We start from the raw sequence: 15606 nt of genomic DNA, 5'->3' as shown, positions 1-15606 counted from the left end.
CAGGTTTGCCAATGAGCCTTAATCGGAGGTTGTGCGTAAGATCCTTCCCATCGAATTCAAATGCAGTTATTCAACAACCCTAAGGAGATCCACCCGATGCCTATCATTAACAGCCAAGTAAAACCGTTCAAAGCTACTGCTTTCAAAAACGGCGCTTTCGTTGAAGTTTCGGATGCTGACCTGAAAGGCAAATGGTCTGTGGTGTTCTTCTACCCAGCCGACTTCACCTTCGTCTGCCCGACTGAACTGGAAGACCTGGCTGACAACTACGACGCGTTCCAGAAACTGGGCGTTGAAATCTACTCCGTGTCCACCGACACCCACTTTGCTCACGCTGCCTGGCACAACACCTCGCCAGCCATCGGCAAAATCCAGTACACCATGATCGGTGACCCAACCCTGACCATCTCCCGCAACTTCGACGTGCTGATCGAAGAAGCAGGCCTGGCTGACCGCGGTACTTTCGTGATCAACCCAGAAGGTCAGGTCAAGATCGTTGAACTGAACGACGGCGGCGTTGGCCGTGACGCTTCCGAGCTGCTGCGCAAAATCAAGGCCGCTCAGTACGTCGCTGCTCACCCAGGCGAAGTCTGCCCAGCCAAGTGGCAAGAAGGCGAGGCCACTCTCGCACCTTCGCTGGACCTGGTCGGCAAGATCTAAGTCCTCATGTCAGGACCGGGGGCGATGAGCCCATAAGCACGTAAACCGCATCGCCCCCAAAAAACGCCCGGGCGGTCATCGCCTGGGCGTTTTTATTTCAAGCACTGCAGTTCAGACCCTGAATGTGAAGAAAAGGAAGCCGAATCATGTTGGACGCCAATCTTAAAGCTCAATTGAAATCGTACCTGGAGCGTATCACTCGCCCAATCGAGATCGTCGCGTCCCTCGATGACGGCGCTAAATCCCAGGAAATGCTGGCCCTGCTGAACGACGTCGTCAGCAGCTCCAATCAGATCACCCTCGACACCAATGGCAGCGATGCACGCACGCCGTCCTTCGCCCTGAACAGCCCGGGCCAAGACATCAAGTTGCGTTTTGCCGGCTTGCCAATGGGTCACGAATTCACCTCGCTGGTGCTGGCGCTGCTGCAAGTCGGCGGCTACCCGTCAAAGGCCACCGAGGAAACCATCGAGCAGGCCCGTGCACTGACCGGTGACTTCAAGTTCGAAACCTACTTCTCGCTGACCTGCCAGAACTGCCCAGACGTGGTTCAGGCGCTGAACCTCCTGGCCGTGCTGAATCCAAACGTGCAGCACGTGGCCATCGAAGGCAGTCTGTTTCAGCAAGAAGTCACTGACCGTCAGATCATGTCGGTGCCGAGCATCTACCTGAACGGCGAACTGTTCGCCCAGGGCCGCATGAATCTGGAAGAGATTCTGGCCAAGATCGACACCAGTGCCGGTGATCGTCAGGCCGAGAAGCTGAACGCCAAAGACGCTTTCGACGTGCTGGTGGTCGGTGGTGGCCCGGCCGGCTCCGCGGCAGCGATCTACGCCGCGCGCAAAGGCATCCGCACCGGTGTGGCCGCTGAGCGTTTCGGCGGTCAGGTGCTGGACACCATGGCCATCGAGAACTTCATCTCGGTCCAACACACCGAAGGTCCGAAACTGGCCGTTGCCCTTGAAGAACACGTCAAGGAATACGAAGTCGACATCATGAACCTGCAACGCGGCGATCAGCTGATTCCGGGCAAGGATGGCGCGCTGCATCAGGTCAAGTTCGCCAGCGGCGGCGTGCTGAAATCCAAAACCGTGATTCTGGCGACCGGCGCTCGCTGGCGCGAAATGAACGTGCCGGGTGAGCAGCAGTACCGCAACAAAGGCGTGGCGTACTGCCCGCACTGCGACGGCCCGCTGTTCAAAGGCAAGCGCGTGGCGGTGATCGGTGGCGGCAACTCCGGTGTGGAAGCGGCGATCGACTTGGCCGGGATCGTGTCTCACGTGACCTTGCTGGAATTCGACAGCTCGCTGCGTGCGGACGCTGTGCTGCAACGCAAACTGCATAGCCTGCCGAATGTGACCGTTTTGACCAGCGCGTTGACCAGTGAAGTGACCGGCGATGGGCAGAAGGTCAACGGCCTGCGCTACAAAAACCGCATCACCGGCGAAGAAATCAATGTCGAGCTGGAGGGGATCTTCGTGCAGATCGGTTTGCTGCCGAACACCGAATGGCTGAAAGGCACCATCGAGTTGTCGCCCCGTGGCGAGATCGTGGTCGACAACCGTGGCGAAACTTCGATTCCCGGTATCTTCGCTGCCGGTGACGTCACCACCGTGCCGTACAAGCAGATCGTGATTGCGTTGGGCGAGGGTGCCAAAGCTTCGCTGAGCGCTTTCGATCACTTGATCCGCACCAGCGCTCCGGCGTGATGGCTGACTGAATCACCCGCAAAAACAAAAAAACCTCATGAGCCATCATGAGGTTTTTTCGTGTTCAGCCGATTCAAACGCTTTCGAGCCTGTGGGATCCGGCTTGCTGGCGAAAGCGTTGGATCAGTGACATCCATGTCGCTGACCCGACGCATTCGCCAGCAAGCCGGCTCCTACGGCCTTCGGCCAGAATCCGTGTCCAGCCCGGCGAACGATTATTCGGCGACCGGCGTTGGCTGGATGATTTCGACCCAATAGCCATCCGGGTCTTTGATGAACGCCAGGCTTTTCATGCGGCCATCGGTCAGGCGTTTCTGGAAGTCCACGCCCAGCGCTTCGAAACGGGCGCAGGCCACGTGAACGTCAGGTACTGAAATGCAAATGTGGCCGAAACCGCGCGGGTCAGTATTGCCGTTGTGATAGGCAAAAGCGGGGTCGTTTTCGGTGCCGTGGTTGTGGGTCAATTCAAGAATGCCAGGAATGCCTTTCATCCAGACAGTGCGGGCAGCGGCGTCGGCCGGGATCTGCGCCTTGTCCACCAGAGCGAGGAAGTACAGGCTGAATTCGGCTTCGGGAAAGTCGCGCTTCTCCACCAGACTGAAACCCAGAACACGGGTATAGAAGTCCAGCGAAGCGGTGATGTCTTTGACCCGCAACATGGTGTGATTGAACACGAATTGGGCCGTGGCGGCGTCCGGCTGAGCAGTGACGCCGGGAAATGTGTTCAGTTCGTGCAGACTCATGATGACTCCGGGTAATCCTGTAAATGTTGCACCATGATACGGGACGCAGACGCCGAGCCAAACCCGAAAGTGCGTCTTCAGTGTCGCAGGCCTTGTCGGCATAGCGAGCGTGGCTCAAACTTTCGGGCTCGACGTTCAGGTATCGCTCATGTTTTCCATGTTCCGTATGTTTGCTTTGACAGGTCTGTGTCTGGCCTTGGGTGCGAACGCCGCGCTGGCCGCGGATGCCATGATCGTCTGGCCCAGTGACTGGGAAGTCGAAGCCCTTCCACAGCCGGAGTCCAGCCCTGACCGGCCATCGGTCCAAATCCGTCAGCGGGCGGTGAAAAACCATGACAACGGTGATCCCGCCATGGTCGTCGAGTTGACTCAGACCCGCTTGCAACCCGGACACGAAGTCAACGTTGAAGGTGTGCTGCTGGAGATGCGCAAGGCGGTCCAAGTCAATTTCGTGCGGGGTGGCTTTCAGAGCGTTTGCACGAAAATGAAAGCCAGCACCTTGAGCGACGTTCCGGCCATGGAAACGACCTGCACCATTACCCAGAACGGTGCCCATGTCATGACGCAGACGCTGGTGGCGGCGGCCAATAAAGAAACGGCGTGGTCGTTGTCCTATGCAGGTTCAGCCGATGGCTATGCCGCGAACAAGGATGAAGTCATGCGTATCAGGGACAGCTTGCGACTCAACGCCGTGCCATGAGGCCCCCTCGTAACGAAAAGGGCAGGCATAAAAGACAGGCATAAAGAAGCCCGCCGAAGCGGGCATGGGGCGCTAATCCTTTAGCAGTCTTCATCCTGTAGAATTGGGTGTGAAAAAAACGTGAAGACATTTACCTGCTTCAGCCCTCAGCCCGCTATTTTGAGAATAGATTGATCTGAATCCTGTACAGGCTTAGTTCGGCTTGTACTATCAATGTCAGTAATAACACTCACGCATTACTCATTTATATCGATGTCGGCACGGCACAGCGCAGAGTGCCCGGTGTATGTAATCAGCTGGGCGTTATCACTCATTGGAACGTTATTGAACGATGTCAGGCACGGCGGCAGTGTTCACGGTATTCATGCTGAATCCGTGAGCAATGCCTGCTTCGGTGCAACGGTCGGCCCATAAAAAAAGCCCCTGGGGAGGGGCTTCTTATAAGGCAACGGCTGAGTGCGTTATCGATCAACCCCGTAGCCAGCTGTCCACGGTTTCGGCACCGTATTGCTCTTTCCAGGATTTGAGTCCCCGGTGATTGCCGCCCTTGGTTTCAATCAATTCGCCGGTGTGCGGGTTTTGGTAAACCTTGACTACGCGCGCACGGCGGCGTTTAGGGCCCGCAGGTGCGGCGGCGGTAGCAGACGGATTTGGATCGAGAATGGCAATGACGTCACGCAGGCTCTTGTCGTAGGTGCTCATCAAGGCCTGGAGCTTCTGCTCGAATTCGATCTCTTTTTTCAGCCCTGCATCATTCTTCAGGTTCTCCAGCTGAGCCAGCTGCTCCTGAAGGGCTTTTTCTGCTGCGCGAAACTCGGCAAGTCTGGACAAAAAATAGTACTCCGGCGGTAAATGGCTGTTGTCAGCCCGACGCAAGCAACATAGACGTAATTAAAGGCCTTGTGCTCATTGTGTGACGACCCCTCTGCGCCTTGACAATGTCTGCGGATGAAGAAACTAACGTTGATCAGTCAGCGTTCCGTGGACCACGGGGTAGTTGTGATTCGCTACGGGGTAAATAATGCACGTTTTTTCCGAGTTGGAAAATAGGCAGCGTGCATTTGTTATATGAAACTTGAGGCTCACTACAATCACGTCTGACAATTGACGCGCGAGCGACGCTTATCTTTGTAAGTAATTTCTCAAACTACGCGGCTATTGGAAACAGTCCGGCAGCGACGGCCACAAGTGGCCCTGTTCGCTATAACCCCTGTTGAAGCGCCGGATCATCAGGGTTCAACTGCTCCAGCTCGGCGAGCAATACCTGTACTTTCTGCAATTGCCCCGTTTCCTTCCAGTAGCGGATGAGCAATATCCTCGCGCTGCGATTCGCGGGCTGACGTTGCAGGATGTCTTCCAGTTGTCGTTGCGCGGGTTCGACCTGCTGTAAGTCGTGCAGCGCGACCGCGAGTTCGAACCGATAGGCGGTGTTTTCGGGTTCCAGCTCCACCGCTTTGGCCAATGCCAGCAATGCGTACTCATTTTGATGGTGACGCAACAGCCACTGGCCCAGTGCATGCTGCAACAGCGAGGATTGCGGGTGTTTTTCTTGCAGCGTCGCCAACAGCTGCCGGGATCGGTCCGCTTCCCCTTGTTGGTCCAGCAGTTGCACTTGGGCGAGGCCCGCCTGAAGGTTATTGGGTTCCAGTTTCAATGCCAGATCGAGGGCGTCTGCGGCCCGACGAACTTCGCCACGATTGATCAGCAGTTTCGCCAGTTGCAACTGGCTCTGGCCGCTGGGCGGCTGAGAGGCGAGGGTGCTTTCGTATTGCTCGGCGGCTTCCTGGAGAGCACCGTAATAAAGCCCGATATCGTCAGGCGTCAGGCCCTGCAAGGCACGAACGGCGCTGAAGCGAACGCCTTGGTCGGGGTCGTCCAGCAAAGGGCCGATCAGCAGGCTGCGCTGGGCTTCGGGGACAATGGCGGTGACCGTGTCGATGGCGGCCTGCTGGACCAGCGGCACCTGACGTTTGAGGTCCGCATCGAGAATTTTCAAAGCGTGTGCGCTGGGGTAATTCGCCAGCTCAACGAGCAAACCCGCCCTGCGAATGTCGGACAGGTCAGTGCGGCTGAATTGCTGATAAAGGACGCGAGCTGCGCCGGGTTTGCCGTCATGGGCCTGTTCAAGGGCTTCGGCGTAACTGTGATTGACGACGGGCGGCGGGGGCGGTGCATGCCAGGCGCGCACAAGCCATCCCAGGGCTACGACCGTCGCGACGATGACGGCTGTAATCGCTATCTTCCAGCGGCGCCGGGCGTTCGAATGCCGTGGAGAGTGCTGCGAAGACGCTTTTGACATACCGATTTCCGTTTCTGCGTGGACAGCAGCTTCGGGGAGTCGTGGGCGGGTGTCAAACGGGAATGGTGTTTACCCCCGGTTCTGGCCGGTCGCGATTCGCGAGTTGCCGGGCGCAGAATCGTCCAGCTATTGGCGAGAGGCCTGGAAGAGCGCAGCCCCGGCTTACCGGCGGCAGCGAGCCTGAGTGCGCTACGCCTTGGCAAGGCCTGCCGCTGGCGAGCTCAAGCCTCGCAGGAAGGCGCACCCAGTTGCAGTTCCTTGAGCTCGGTAAAGGCGGGCCTCAGCAGATTGAACCCTAGCTGTTCACCGAACTCGTAGTGAGCTGAGACCACGCCAGCGAGCATGTCGGCAAATTGCAGATGCAAGCTGTGGCAGCTATCGACGGGATGGTAATGCAGTCGAGTGTCCACATTTTTTTCGAACAGGAGCTGAATTCTGAGGTACTCGGGCAGGCTGTTGCCGCTTTGCTGTTTGAGTGAGCGAGGGTCCGGGACGAGTCGCACGGAGTCGTGCCTGGACATCTCATCGACCAACAGTTCCTTCGTCATGAAGTTGTAGAGCAGATTCCCATCGCGTCGCAGATGCGCGGCCACCTCGGCTTTCCGGACCACTATCGCTCTGTATTGAATATCCGGTTTTCTGCATTTGAGGCTCAGCGCCGCCTGCGCGAAAGCCAGGCGAGCTTTGACGCCCATGTCCGTCCACTTTTTTTCACGTCGTGTGTTCCAGCCAAATCGGTCGTAAAGCTGGCGAACAGTGCGATTGACGTTGACGTCGAGATCGTTGGGCGCGCCGACGCTGGCGATCACCAGAAACCGGCTGGAGCCGCCACTGGTGTAGGGCTGGAGCAACGACCAGCCCAAGTCACCACTTTCGTCCATATAAAAATTCACAGTGAAATCCGTTTCACATGGGCAAAAAAATAGCCCCTCGGAAGGAGCTATCGGAAAAAGTGGCGGTCCCTGAAGCCGGCGTCGCTTATAGCGTGCTTACGATGCGCCTGCATTCGGCACTTCGCGGTGATTCAGGATTTACCCACCTGCGGAACGGAAGGCTACCGGATCTGAAACTTGAGTCAACCCATCGCTATACATATGACGGTGTTTCGGAAACGACAGATCATGTAGGAATATTCCCCCCCCCGGCACCGCAACACCTCGAAGGCCCCGGTCTTGCATAGCCCCCTTCATCGTCCTCTCAAGACCCCGATGCCCATGACCGACACCCACATGCCTCCCGCCCTGCGTTTCATGCTGGCTGCCCGACGCAGTGAGCTGGCGGGGCTTGAAGGGTTAGCGCAGACCTGCGAGCTGGTGACGTCCATCAGCAGGCTGGTCCATGTGCTTCAACGCGAGCGCGGGTATTCGAATGTGTATCTCGGGTGCCCTGACGCGCACCATCTGCCCCAACTTGATGCGCTGAGTGCCGAAGCGCGAGCGATCGAGCACCAAGTGGTGACGTTTTTTCAAGGTATCGACCTGGAGCCGCATGCGGCGTCTGATCGCGCGCGGTTGTTCAACCGGCTGGCGTTCGTGATGCATGCGCTGGATGAGTTGCCCGGTTTGCGCCGGCGTATTCGTGATCAGCGGTTGACGGCGGTGGACGCCACGACGGCGTTGACCCGGCTGATCGGCGGCTTGCTGGCCGTGGTGTTCGAAGCGGCAGACACGGCGGTCGATCCGCAGATCACACGGGTGCTGGTGGCATTGTTCAACTTCATGCAAGGCAAGGAACTGGCTGGACAAGAACGGGCAGCCGGGGTGGCCGGGTTCTCGGCGGGCTTCTTCGACGCGACGTTGCGCGGGCGGATCGAGCACCTGGTGCACGGTCAGGAACGGTGTTTCCAGACGTTCATCGAGTTTGGCGAGAATGACGCCGCGACGTTGTGGCGCAACCAACAGGCGGGTGAGACAACCGCTCAGGTGTCTCGTTTGCGAGGCGTGGCGCTGAAAACATCGGAAAGCCAACGCGTTGACCCCGCGCTGTCGCCGATGTGGTTTGAGCTCGCGACCTTGCGCATCGATGCCATGCGCGCCGTGGAGACCCGTCTGGCGGAGGTCCTGTTGCAGAGTTGTCAGGCGAGCATCAAGCAAGCCCGCGCGGATCTGGAGAATCACCGGACCTTGCTGAACCGCTTGATCAGTCTGGAAACGGCCGGTTGCCTGGATCAGGCCGTGCTGTTCAACGTACAGGCGGTTGATCTGGACAGCCCGCCGCAAGACGGCTTGGGGCATCACGTCGGGCGTTCGGTCCTCGATATGCTGCAGACCCAGACCCAACGGCTGATGAGCGCCAACGACGAGCGCGACGAGGCCCGCAAAGCGTTGAGCGAGCGGAAAGTGGTGGAGCGGGCCAAGCGTTTATTGATGGATGAATTCCAGCTGACCGAGAACGACGCGTACGAGCGCTTGCGCGTGTCGTCCATGGATTGCGGGCAGCGCATGGTCGATGTGGCGCAGGCGTTGCTGGATCGGGTAGCCGCTCGGTCGGTAAGGCGTTAGCCGCCGGTCATGTTCATGAACCGGACCACCTGCACGTCATCGTTGATTTCGAAATTGTGCTGATACGGTTTGAGTTTCATCGCGTCGACGATGGCTCTTTCGAGCTTTTCCGGCTGGCCGGGATTGGCACGCAGGACGGCCTTGAGGTCGGCGGAATGTTCGTTGCCCAGGCACAGCAACAAGCGGCCTTCCACGGTCACTCGCACGCGGTTGCAGGTGGCGCAGAAGTTGTGGCTGTGGGGTGAGATGAAGCCGACGCGGATGTCCGGGGCTTCGGCCAGGCGCCAATAGCGCGACGGGCCTTGGGTCGATTCCGTGGAGTTGATCAGGGTGTAGCGTTCGGCAATCCGCTCGCGCACTTGATCACTGGAGAAAAACGACTCGGCACGACTGTGTTCGCTGATGATGCCCAGCGGCATTTCTTCGATGAAGGTGATGTCCAGGCCGCGATCGATGGCGAAGGCCACCAGGTCATTGATTTCGTGATCGTTGCGCCCTTGCATCACCACGCAGTTCAACTTGGTGTGGGTGAACCCGGCTGCGTTGGCCGCATCAATGCCGGCAATGACTTTGCTCAAGTCACCGGTACGGGTCAGTTCCTTGAAGCGCGCAGGGTCGAGGCTGTCGAGGCTGATATTGAGGCGTTTGAGTCCGGCTTCGAACAGCGGCGCCGCCAGCTTGTCCAGCTGCGAGCCGTTGGTGGTCATGCACAGTTCACGCAGGCCGGGCAGGGCGGCGATGTTCTTGCACAAACCGACGATGCCCGCACGCACCAGCGGCTCGCCACCGGTCAGGCGAATTTTTTTGGTGCCCAACTCGACGAAGCGCTCGGCGATCTGCTGGATTTCTTCCAGCGAGAGAATCTGCTGACGGGGCAGGAAGGTCATGTCCTCGGCCATGCAATACACGCAGCGGAAATCGCAGCGATCCGTCACCGACATTCGAACGTAATCGACCTTGCGTGAAAACCCGTCCAGCAGAACCCGATCAGACATTGCGTTTCTCGACAGCGTGTGGCGTGGCAGAAGCAAAACGTGCGTCAGTCCATTCGGATCGTCGCACGCAGGAATCGTTAAATTATTTTTGGCTGGCCGGTTGTTCAAGGCGAGTGGCCTTGGCATCCGTCGCCGAGGCTTCAATGGCCTTCAAGTAAGACACGTAATACGCCAGCCCGACGAAAATTGCACCCCCCACCGCGTTGCCGAGGAAGTCAGGGCAGTGTTCAAGCGTCCGGTCTTGATGCGTCAGGTCTCGGGGGACGGGCGCCAGTCCTCGTAGGGCAATAGTGCAACGCCAGGCCACATGGCAGAATCGCCAGGACGGACGTGTTCAGTTGATGAGCAAGCTACCGATCCCGTGCCAGAGCGTCCAATCGCTTGTTCCGATGAGTTGATCGACCGGCTCTATCGCGTCACCGATCAGCGGTTGGCGCCATGCTGCGCTCGTAGCGTTCGAGCAGCGGTTGAATGCTGATGCCGTGTAACAGAATGCTCAGCGCCACGACCGAAAGCGTCAGCCCTATGGTGGTAGGCACCGCGTCCATCGGCAGGCCGTGGGAAAGGGCGTAGCACAGGTAGTACAGCGTACCGATGCCGCGAATGCCGAACCAGCCCACCAGCGCCTTTTGCGGACGGCTGAGCAGGCGTCGACTGATCAGAAGCCAGACGCTCAACGGCCTGATCACACAGAACAATGCCAGGCCCAGCACCAGCGCGCGCCAGTCCCAATAAAAAGCGATGGCGGCTCCAAGCAGGGTGATCAGCAGCACCTCCATGGCGCGCTCCACCAGGCTGCCGAACGCGAGCATATCGCCCATCATCACCCCGGCCGCCAGTTGCGATTCGGAGAGTTCTTCGTGGTCGGTCACCGTGGCGGCCTGGGGGTCGCTGTCCATGTGCCCGAGCACTGGTTTGGCGACGTGTTCGGACGGGACTTCCGACTGGGTGATCCGCACCTCGGCCCGGCGAAGGCCCAATCCGGCGGCGAACACGGCCAGGAACCCATACGCGCCCAATGCTTCTGCGATGGCGTAGGCCATGGCGATCAGCGCCAGCGCGAGAAAATCGTTTGGCGAGGTGGTGCTGTCGGCGTTCTTGATGCGCAGGTAGATCATCAGGTGACCGACGCCGCGCCCCAATCCGTAGCCCAGCAACAGGCCCACGGGCACGCCCCACAGAATGTTTTTCAGCAGCCAGCCCTGCACCCAGTTGAAATCGGCGGTGCCGTGGGTGAGGAACAGCAGGGCGAAGATCACGAAGGGGAACGCGCTGCCATCGTTAAGCCCGGCTTCCCCCGAGAGGCCGAAGCGCACGCGGTCAAAATCCTGAGCGTTATTGACCTGCACCAGACCGGCGAGCACCGGGTCGGTCGGGGAGAGCATGGCGCCCAGCAGCAGCGACACGGCCCATGGCAGGTCCAACAGGAAGTGCGCGGCAAGGCAGACGCCGACGATGGTCGCCAGCATCACCGGCACCGCCAGCAGGTAGGCCGAATGCCAGGCCGAGCGGTGCAGTGGCAAGCGCAGTTTGATGCCGGTATTGAAGAGCGAAAACAGCACCGCGACTTCGGTCAGGCGTTCCAGCCAGTGCCGGGATTCACGGACGTCCAGCTGCACTATATCCAGCCCCCACGGGCCGATGCACGCCCCAAACGCCAGACACACCGCCGACGTAGTGACAGGCAGCCAGCGCAGGTAGGAAGAGGTCAACGCCAGGAGCATCAGAAGGACGCCCAGCACGGTCATGCAAAGAATAAAACTCATCCGGCCTCATCGAGCGTGAAGGAGTGGGTTCTTTGTGTGACTGTGCGGGTGGGGGATAGTTATAAAGAATGTTAAGGGGCAGAAGATGGGGTTGGCCTGATGCCTGGACGTTGCCCGATCCAACGTCTTCGCTGCCGTCGTCCCTCCAGCGTCTTCCGCAGGTTTTGTAGCGTTTCGCCATGCAGTGATCGCCTTGAACCCCTCATATCGAAAGGGGGCCTGCATCACGATCCTGAAGACTTGAACGTACCTTGTGGGAGACGCCGGAGGGACGACGGCGGCGAAAGCGATGGGTCAGACTGACCCTCGCTCCGCTGTCAGCCCGTTTTACCGCTCGATTGTCCTGCTCCAGCGTGCGTTCCACTCGGGCCGGATCAGGTTGACCTTGTCCCAGTCGATGGTCACGGCCGTTTCCAGGTATTTGTTCATCGCTTCGACCTGGCCACGGGTGCGGTCGCTGGTCGGGGTTTTCGGGTTGGACGGGATCTGGTCGCCCAATTCCAGCGCCGGGGCCTGGGCTTCCGGGGTCAGCAGGAATTCCGCGAGCTTCTGCGCCAGTTCCGGCTGGTCGTTGTTGGCGATGGTGCATTCAGCCACGTTCAACACCACGGCGCCTTCTTTCGGCGGGGCGTATTCGACCGGGATGCCCTTCAGTTTCAGTGCTGTCACCTGGGTTGGCGTCAGCGGAAACAACGCGGCTTCGCCGGTCTGTACCATCTCGGAAATCTTCGCCGAACTGGCGATGTATTCCAGCACGTTCGGGCCGACGGTTTTTGGCCAGGCCTTGAAGCCCGGTTCGACGTTGGTCTCGTCACCGCCCTGTAAACGGTTGAACATCAGGAAGCCATGCAGACCGAAGGTCGAGGACGCCAGGGACTGGAACACCAGCTTGTCCTTGTAGCGTTTGTCGGCCATGTCGCCCCACGACGTCGGGGCGCTCCAGCCGTTCTCCTGGAACATTTTGGTGTTGTACGCGAGGCCGGTGACGCCGAGGCTCACGGCCACCGCTTCGTCCTTGATCTTGCCCTTGTCCGGAATGTCCGCCAGCGTCGCGCTGGGCTTCAGCTTGCCGCACAGGCCCATGGAAATCGCCCGGTACATGATGCCGTCATCGAGAAACATCACGTGCATCTGCGGGTTGTCCTTGCTCGCCTGCACCTTGGCCAGAATGTCGGACGACGTCCCGGGTACGATCACCACTTTGACGTTGTTGGCCTTCTCGAACGCTGGCAGCACTTGATCGGCGTACAGGCGCTCCATGGTGCCGCCGTTCATGCCGAGGTAAAGCGTGGTTTCCGCCTGTGCCGTGCCCGACGCCAATAACGCGGCGAGCGGGACGCAAGACAGCCCGGTGAGGGCGAAACGTTTGACGCTGTTCATGGTTTTCATGGGTGTGATCTTCCTCTGAACAAAGGGATAACGTTGACCGCGCCCTTGGGCACGGCGGTGGCGGGCTGTACAGGCTGTGAAGCGGGTTGAAAACGGCGGATGGAAAAAACGTCGAGAGCAATGGCCGGTTCGCCGTGACAGACGATCTGCGCCAGCGCTTCCCCGGCGGCGGGGCCGATCTGGAAACCAGACCCCGCAAAACCGAACCCGTGCAACAGGCCCGGTTGGGTCGAGCTTGCGCCGAGCACCGGTTCGCGGTCCGGCAGATAACCTTCGGTGCCGCTCCACGTTCTGATCGCCTGTGCACCAGCCAGCGGCGGGTACAGTTCGACGGCGTTGCGCAGGATGTCGAGGATCGCGGCCTGGCCGGGGCGCGCGGTGGTCGGGTCGAGGGGGAAGCCCTGTCCGCCGCCCAGCACGCAGTTGCCCCGTGCGACCTGACGGGCATAAATCCCGCCGCCTTCGACGCCGGTGCTGACGTCCATGAACATGGGCAGTGGCTCGGTCACCAGCATCGCCGGGTGTCCGGAGCGCATCGGCACCGGTTCGCCAAACTGTTCGGCCAGCGCCGCTGCCCAGGCCCCGGCGCAGTTCAGCAGCCACGGCGCTTGAAACCGGTGGCCTTCGGCGGTCTGTACGTCGAAGGCCTGGCCGTTGTGGCTCACCTGGGTGACCTGCGCCTGTTCGAACACCTCGGCCCCGGCGCGGCGGGCGGCAAACGCGAACGCCGGAGAGACCAGCCGCGGATTGGCGTGGCCGTCGTCGGCGCACAGCGAGGCGCCCACCGCGACATCCCCCGCCCACGGAAAACGGGCGCGCAGTTGCGCACGGTCGAGCAATTGCAGGTCCAGACCAAAGCCCCGAGACGCCTGTTCGTAGGCCACCAGCGCGGCCATGTCCTGATCGCTGCGGGCCAGTTTCAGATGGCCGGAGCGCAGGTATTCGCCGTCGATGCCAATGAGGTTTTTCAGGTCGCTCCAGATCCCGTGGGCCCGCTGCGACAATGGCAATTGCGACAGGGGGCGGCCTTGACGTCGCACACCGCCGTAGTTGACGCCACTGGAATGCGAGCCGAAAAAATCCCGCTCCAGCAGAGCCACGCGTTTGCCCGCCCTGGCCAGAAACAGCGCGGCGGAGGAACCGACGATGCCGCCGCCGATGACCAAGGCATCCACTTCGACAGGCAGGCTCATGGCTCGATCTCCACACCGAAGGGCAACGGCTTGATCGGCGCTTGACCGCGCAACCGGCCAACGCTGGCAATGTCGCGACCTGAGGCGTGCGCGACGAGTTCGGTCGCCGCCAGCCCGCACATGCGGCCCTGACAGCGTCCCATGCCGACCCGGCACATGGCCTTGACCCGGTTGATCTCCCAGTGTCCCTCGGCGACGGTCTGGCGTATGTCCCCCGCGCTGACTTCCTCGCAGCGGCAGACGGTCATTTCGTCTGGCGCGGTGGCAGCCCATTGTTCAGGGAATGGGAACGCCGTTTCCAGACCGTGTCGGAAGCGTTGAATGCCTCCGAGTTTGCGTTGCAGCTCGCTACTGCGATTCGGATCAACCTGATGCCCGGTGTCGCTCAGCAGCGTCAAAGCCGCGAGTTCTCCGGCCATTTCTGCCGCGTCGGCACCCATGATTCCAGCGCCGTCGCCTGCGAGATACACACCCTCGACAGAGCTACGACCGCTGGCGTCCCGAACCGGCAGCCAGGCGCGGTTGAGCGCGCTCCAGTCGAACTCGCAGCCGAGCAGGTCGGCCAATTGGGTTTCGCTGCGCAAGGCGTGGGCGAAGGCGACGGCGTCGCAGTCGAGCCGCTTGAGGTGCGCACCGTCGCGCCACTGCACGCTGCCCACCCGTTGCTGGCCGTGGATGCTGTCCAGCGCGACGCCCTGATGCACGGGAATGCCACGGGCCGTTAGCCAGCCCCGGTAAAACATCCCTTTGGCCAGGGTGGCAGGCTGACCGAGCAAGGCGGGCAGGGCGCGGGTCTGGGCCGACAGCGGCGCGCTGTCGAGCACGGCCAGCACCTTCGCCCCGGCCTTCGCATACTGGTAAGCCACCAGATACAGCAACGGCCCGCTTCCCGCAAAGACCACACGCTCGCCGATGGCACAGCCCTGAAACTTCAACGCAATCTGCGCGGCGCCCAGACTGTAAACACCGGGCAACGTCCAGCCGGGCACGGGCAAAATCCGGTCCGTGGCGCCAGTCGCCACGATCAGGTGCTTGTACCGAACCTGCGCCGCCACGCCGTTGGACAGGGTGTCCAGCGTGTGCGATTCCGCGTTCCAGACCAGGGTTTCCGGGCGGTAATCGATGTCGGCTGTCAGGCGATCCAGCGTTGAATGCATGGCCTGGGCTTTCGACGCTTCAAAGCCATACAAGGCCTTCGCCGAGCGTTTGAAGTTCTCCGGCTGACGACGATAAATCTGCCCGCCGCCCCGCAGGCTTTCGTCGATCAGGCAGGGTTGCAGCCCGTAGGCCACCAGGGTTTGCGCGGCACGGATACCGGCAGGCCCTGCGCCCACGATGACAATCTCGTTCTGTTTCATAGGTTGCGCCCCGGCTCGCGGCTGACGTTCAGGCCCGGCTCCAGCAGCGTCGCGCAGGCCCGCACCCGGCGCCCGTCGCCCAGCTTGACCCAGCAATCCTGGCAGGCGCCCATCAGGCAGAAACCGGCGCGGGGTTCGGCGCTGAAATCGCTGCCGCGCAGGTGGTCCGAGGTGGTCAGCACTGCCGTGAGCAGGGTGTCGCCTGCGAGGCCGCTGGCGGGCTGGCCGTCAAGCGTGAAGGGCAGAACCTCGCGGTCGTGTTCGGCCAGTCGTTTCAGCAAAGCCATGGTGCG

13 protein-coding genes and 1 pseudogene are annotated in these 15606 nt (G+C 60.5%); 4 read left to right on the top strand and 10 right to left on the bottom strand.

Going from position 1 to position 15606, the window contains the following annotated elements; translation table 11 throughout:
• Positions 1 to 96: 96 nt before the first annotated feature.
• Both ahpC and ahpF read left to right on the top strand, forming a co-directional pair.
• A complete protein-coding gene (ahpC, locus tag AAEO81_RS17955; RefSeq protein ID WP_166597729.1) occupies positions 97 to 660 on the top strand; it encodes an alkyl hydroperoxide reductase subunit C in 564 nt (187 codons plus the stop codon).
• A gap of 146 nt (positions 661 to 806) precedes the next feature.
• Positions 807 to 2369, top strand: a complete 1563-nt coding sequence (gene ahpF, locus AAEO81_RS17950; protein WP_166597730.1) for an alkyl hydroperoxide reductase subunit F — start codon at positions 807 to 809, stop codon at positions 2367 to 2369.
• A gap of 215 nt (positions 2370 to 2584) precedes the next feature.
• Here ahpF and gloA read toward each other — a convergent pair whose 3' ends face one another.
• Positions 2585 to 3112: a lactoylglutathione lyase gene (gene gloA, locus AAEO81_RS17945; RefSeq protein WP_341958332.1), complete on the bottom strand. Its 528-nt coding sequence runs from the start codon at positions 3110 to 3112 to the stop codon at positions 2585 to 2587.
• Between the two features lie 69 nt (positions 3113 to 3181).
• On the opposite strand from gloA, the pseudogene AAEO81_RS17940 reads away from it, so the two are divergent.
• A pseudogene (locus AAEO81_RS17940) lies at positions 3182 to 3812 on the top strand (DUF4946 domain-containing protein).
• 468 nt (positions 3813 to 4280) lie between these two features.
• On the opposite strand, the gene AAEO81_RS17935 reads toward AAEO81_RS17940, so the two are convergent.
• The 3 genes from AAEO81_RS17935 to AAEO81_RS17925 all read right to left on the bottom strand — a co-directional run bounded on the left by AAEO81_RS17935 (position 4281) and on the right by AAEO81_RS17925 (position 6992).
• On the bottom strand, positions 4281 to 4643 hold the full coding sequence (locus tag AAEO81_RS17935; protein ID WP_166597733.1) for a histone-like nucleoid-structuring protein, MvaT/MvaU family: 363 nt from the start codon (positions 4641 to 4643) through the stop codon (positions 4281 to 4283).
• Positions 4644 to 5013: 370 nt separating this feature from the next.
• The gene (locus AAEO81_RS17930) at positions 5014 to 6111 is read right to left on the bottom strand and encodes a hypothetical protein (protein ID WP_341958330.1); all 1098 of its coding nucleotides are present in this window, start codon (positions 6109 to 6111) and stop codon (positions 5014 to 5016) included.
• A 221-nt stretch (positions 6112 to 6332) separates the two neighbouring features.
• A complete protein-coding gene (locus tag AAEO81_RS17925; RefSeq protein ID WP_341964559.1) occupies positions 6333 to 6992 on the bottom strand; it encodes a DUF3800 domain-containing protein in 660 nt (219 codons plus the stop codon).
• Between the two features lie 333 nt (positions 6993 to 7325).
• Here AAEO81_RS17925 and AAEO81_RS17920 point away from each other — a divergent pair, with 333 nt between their 5' ends.
• On the top strand, positions 7326 to 8612 hold the full coding sequence (locus AAEO81_RS17920; protein WP_341958328.1) for a nitrate- and nitrite sensing domain-containing protein: 1287 nt from the start codon (positions 7326 to 7328) through the stop codon (positions 8610 to 8612).
• On the opposite strand, the gene moaA is transcribed toward AAEO81_RS17920, so the two are convergent.
• The 6 genes from moaA to AAEO81_RS17890 form a co-directional block, all read right to left on the bottom strand.
• Positions 8609 to 9607 carry a GTP 3',8-cyclase MoaA gene (gene moaA / locus AAEO81_RS17915; RefSeq protein ID WP_341958326.1) on the bottom strand — a complete coding sequence of 333 codons (999 nt, stop codon included), beginning with the start codon at positions 9605 to 9607 and terminating at the stop codon, positions 8609 to 8611. The two genes, AAEO81_RS17920 and moaA, sit on opposite strands and share 4 nt — an antisense overlap.
• A 416-nt stretch (positions 9608 to 10023) precedes the next feature.
• The gene (locus tag AAEO81_RS17910) at positions 10024 to 11373 is read right to left on the bottom strand and encodes a cation:proton antiporter (protein WP_341958325.1); all 1350 of its coding nucleotides are present in this window, start codon (positions 11371 to 11373) and stop codon (positions 10024 to 10026) included.
• Between the two features lie 327 nt (positions 11374 to 11700).
• Positions 11701 to 12753: an ABC transporter substrate-binding protein gene (locus tag AAEO81_RS17905; RefSeq protein ID WP_341964558.1), complete on the bottom strand. Its 1053-nt coding sequence runs from the start codon at positions 12751 to 12753 to the stop codon at positions 11701 to 11703.
• Positions 12754 to 12758: 5 nt separating this feature from the next.
• Positions 12759 to 13955: an FAD-binding oxidoreductase gene (locus AAEO81_RS17900; protein WP_341958323.1), complete on the bottom strand. Its 1197-nt coding sequence runs from the start codon at positions 13953 to 13955 to the stop codon at positions 12759 to 12761.
• Entirely contained in the window at positions 13952 to 15313 is a 1362-nt protein-coding gene (locus AAEO81_RS17895; RefSeq protein ID WP_341958321.1) for an FAD/NAD(P)-binding oxidoreductase, read from the bottom strand. The genes AAEO81_RS17900 and AAEO81_RS17895 overlap by 4 nt, the downstream gene beginning before the upstream one ends.
• Positions 15310 to 15600 carry a (2Fe-2S)-binding protein gene (locus AAEO81_RS17890; RefSeq protein WP_341958319.1) on the bottom strand — a complete coding sequence of 97 codons (291 nt, stop codon included), beginning with the start codon at positions 15598 to 15600 and terminating at the stop codon, positions 15310 to 15312. The genes AAEO81_RS17895 and AAEO81_RS17890 overlap by 4 nt, the downstream gene beginning before the upstream one ends.
• Between the last annotated feature and the right edge of the window lie 6 nt (positions 15601 to 15606).

It is taken from the genome of Pseudomonas sp. RC10, from assembly GCF_038397775.1.
Taxonomy (GTDB): Bacteria; Pseudomonadota; Gammaproteobacteria; order Pseudomonadales; family Pseudomonadaceae; genus Aquipseudomonas; species Aquipseudomonas bambusae.
This window is presented reverse-complemented; position numbering and strand designations above follow the sequence as displayed.

Excerpts from the sequence above, each read along its gene's own strand:
- ahpC (WP_166597729.1), top strand. The coding sequence starts at position 97 with ATGCCTATCATTAACAGCCAAGTAAAACCGTTCAAAGCTACTGCTTTC.
- ahpF (WP_166597730.1), top strand. The coding sequence starts at position 807 with ATGTTGGACGCCAATCTTAAAGCTCAATTGAAATCGTACCTGGAGCGT.
- gloA (WP_341958332.1), bottom strand. The coding sequence starts at position 3,112 with ATGAGTCTGCACGAACTGAACACATTTCCCGGCGTCACTGCTCAGCCG.
- AAEO81_RS17930 (WP_341958330.1), bottom strand. The coding sequence starts at position 6,111 with ATGTCAAAAGCGTCTTCGCAGCACTCTCCACGGCATTCGAACGCCCGG.
- AAEO81_RS17925 (WP_341964559.1), bottom strand. The coding sequence starts at position 6,992 with ATGGACGAAAGTGGTGACTTGGGCTGGTCGTTGCTCCAGCCCTACACC.
- AAEO81_RS17920 (WP_341958328.1), top strand. The coding sequence starts at position 7,326 with ATGACCGACACCCACATGCCTCCCGCCCTGCGTTTCATGCTGGCTGCC.
- moaA (WP_341958326.1), bottom strand. The coding sequence starts at position 9,607 with ATGTCTGATCGGGTTCTGCTGGACGGGTTTTCACGCAAGGTCGATTAC.
- AAEO81_RS17910 (WP_341958325.1), bottom strand. The coding sequence starts at position 11,373 with ATGAGTTTTATTCTTTGCATGACCGTGCTGGGCGTCCTTCTGATGCTC.
- AAEO81_RS17905 (WP_341964558.1), bottom strand. The coding sequence starts at position 12,753 with ATGAACAGCGTCAAACGTTTCGCCCTCACCGGGCTGTCTTGCGTCCCG.
- AAEO81_RS17900 (WP_341958323.1), bottom strand. The coding sequence starts at position 13,955 with ATGAGCCTGCCTGTCGAAGTGGATGCCTTGGTCATCGGCGGCGGCATC.
- AAEO81_RS17895 (WP_341958321.1), bottom strand. The coding sequence starts at position 15,313 with ATGAAACAGAACGAGATTGTCATCGTGGGCGCAGGGCCTGCCGGTATC.
- AAEO81_RS17890 (WP_341958319.1), bottom strand. The coding sequence starts at position 15,600 with ATGGCTTTGCTGAAACGACTGGCCGAACACGACCGCGAGGTTCTGCCC.